The organism is Ideonella sp. P3_A4 (assembly GCF_056403075.1).
In genome coordinates, this window is record NZ_JBFUGE010000861.1 from 1 (window position 1) to 2,080 (window position 2,080).

Genomic DNA, 2,080 nt, shown 5'->3' on the forward strand with positions numbered 1-2,080 from the left:
GCCTGGTGGTGATGGCTTTCAAAGGCGGCCAACTCGCGGCGCAGGCCACGCTGCCGGTCGATGTGGAGGGCGAGATTCGCGCCGTCCGCTTCGACACGGCCGACTACCCGATCGCCCCGAAGATGCCAGCGATTCCGGTCCACGTTGAAGCGAGGCTGCGCGGAGCGAGCTTCGACCAGTACAGCAGCGACCTGTGGCTGCTGGTGCTCGACGGCAAGACGATCAAGCAGGTGCTGGTGCAAAACGTGTCTTGGGAATCCTGGGGCACCCAATGCGGCACCGATTGCATTGACACCACCAAGACCAACACCATCGTCGTCATCGCCCCCGAGAAGTCGGCCCAAGGCTTCCACGACCTCAAGCTGCGAACCCGCGGCAAGGTCACGCCACCCGGCAAGCCGGAAACTGCGGCCACCACGGTGGACAAGACGACACGCTACGTCTTCACGGGCCAGGCTTACGAGGCGAAGTAGGCAGACCTCGCCCGGGCACGCGGGCCCGACAAGGCCTGCGCCACCACCTTCACAGTGACGTGGCCAGCGAAGCCATGAGTTCCCTGAACCACTGCTGCGCCGGGTGGGTGTCGTTGCGACGATGCCAAATCAGGTCGTAGACCACCGTCGGCAGCGCCACCGGTGGTGGAAACAGGACCAGCTTGCGGCGGGCGGGCGAGTTCAACGCCACGCGTTTCAGCACCGTGGTCGTCATGTTCGTCTGCGCCACGACACCGGGCGCCGCAAACATGTGGGGCAGCGTCAACGCGAGCGTGCGCCGCTTGCCCAGTTGCGCCAGCGCCTGGTCGACGTGCCCGTGGCGATCGCCCTCGGGTGACACCAGCACATGCGGCAGCGCCAGAAACGCCTTCATGTTCATGCCCTGCCTGGCCGTCGGGTTGTCGCGACGGACCAGCGTCACGAACTCATCCGTCAGGATGGTCCTCGTCAGGATCCGGCTCTCTTGCTGCGTGGGCGGCACGCCAATGGCAGCGTCGATCGTCCCCGCATCGAGCAGATCGACCGCGTCATCACGGCCCGTGAAGGCGTGCACGCTCAACGAAACACCCGGCGCCTGCTTGCCCAGCGCCTGCAGCAACGCTGGCAACAGCACGTGGGCTGGATAGTCGGACAAGCCCAGCGTGAATGTCAGCGAGGCTTCGGCTGCAACGAACGTCGGCTTGCTGACGACCACTGATTCGATCTGCCGCAGCGCCTGCGACACCGGCTCGGCCAGGTCACGGGCTCGCGGCGTCGGCAGCAGGCCCTCGGCGCTGCGGATGAAGAGCTGATCGCCGAAGAGCTTGCGCAGCCGCGACAGCGCAGCGCTCATCGCAGGCTGGCTCACGCCCACGCGAGCGGCGGCGCGGGTCACGTTGCGCTCGCTCATCAACGCATCGAGCGCCGCGAGCAGGTTCAGATCGACGCCATGAAAATCCATAAAACGAATACTGATCTATATCGGTCATTTGTTGGACAGATTTTAGGCAGCTTCCCAGAATGAGGCCATTCCTGATCAACACAGCAAGGCCGATCGACATGAGCTCCCTGCCCCTAACCCCCACCATGGCCGGCGACACCGCGCGGCTGCACGCCGAGCGACAGGCGGTTCAGACGCTGTACCGCGCGTTCAGCGACAAGAACCCCGACCTGCTCGACATCGCCGTCACCCCCGACTGGGACGACATCCCGCTGGCGCCCGGCCAGGGCCCCGGCCCCGAGGGCCTGAAGCCCATCATCCGCGGCTTCATCGAAGCCCTGCCGGACGTCCACATCACGATCCACGAGCTGATCCAGGTGCCCGGCCGCATAGGGGTGCGCGCCGAGATCACCGGCACGCACCGCGGGCCACTGTTCGGCATCCCGGCCACCGGCAAGAAGGTCAGTTTCCGGCTGCACGAGTTTCACGAACTCGACGGCCAACGCATCACGCGGACCAGGCACCTCGAAGACTGGTTCGGGCTGTTCCAGCAGCTGGGTGCCTTCCCTGCGCTCAACAACCACTGAATACGAAAGACTCCCATGAAAGCCCTTCGCATCCACGAATTCGGAACGCCCAGCCACGCCGTGCTGGAAGACCAGACACC

Annotated in this window: 3 protein-coding genes; 2 read left to right on the plus strand and 1 reads right to left on the minus strand. The window is 65.2% G+C overall.

Annotation, left to right across the window (positions count from 1 at the left end):
* A partial coding sequence (locus AC1DYI_RS33735) for a hypothetical protein (protein ID WP_477208467.1) occupies positions 1 to 473 on the plus strand: 473 nt, incomplete at its 5' end.
* 49 nt (positions 474 to 522) lie between these two features.
* On the opposite strand, the gene AC1DYI_RS33740 is transcribed toward AC1DYI_RS33735, so the two are convergent.
* Positions 523 to 1,434, minus strand: a complete 912-nt coding sequence (locus AC1DYI_RS33740; RefSeq protein WP_477208468.1) for a LysR family transcriptional regulator — start codon at positions 1,432 to 1,434, stop codon at positions 523 to 525.
* Between the two features lie 98 nt (positions 1,435 to 1,532).
* Between AC1DYI_RS33740 and AC1DYI_RS33745 the strand changes: the two genes are divergently transcribed.
* Positions 1,533 to 2,000 (plus strand): ester cyclase, encoded by a 468-nt coding sequence (locus AC1DYI_RS33745; RefSeq protein WP_477208469.1) that lies wholly within the window; start codon positions 1,533 to 1,535, stop codon positions 1,998 to 2,000.
* Positions 2,001 to 2,080 lie beyond the last annotated feature (80 nt).

Bases quoted from the DNA above. Each gene is read 5' to 3' on its own strand.
- AC1DYI_RS33745 (WP_477208469.1), top strand. From the start codon at position 1,533: ATGAGCTCCCTGCCCCTAACCCCCACCATGGCCGGCGACACCGCGCGG.
- AC1DYI_RS33740 (WP_477208468.1), bottom strand. From the start codon at position 1,434: ATGGATTTTCATGGCGTCGATCTGAACCTGCTCGCGGCGCTCGATGCG.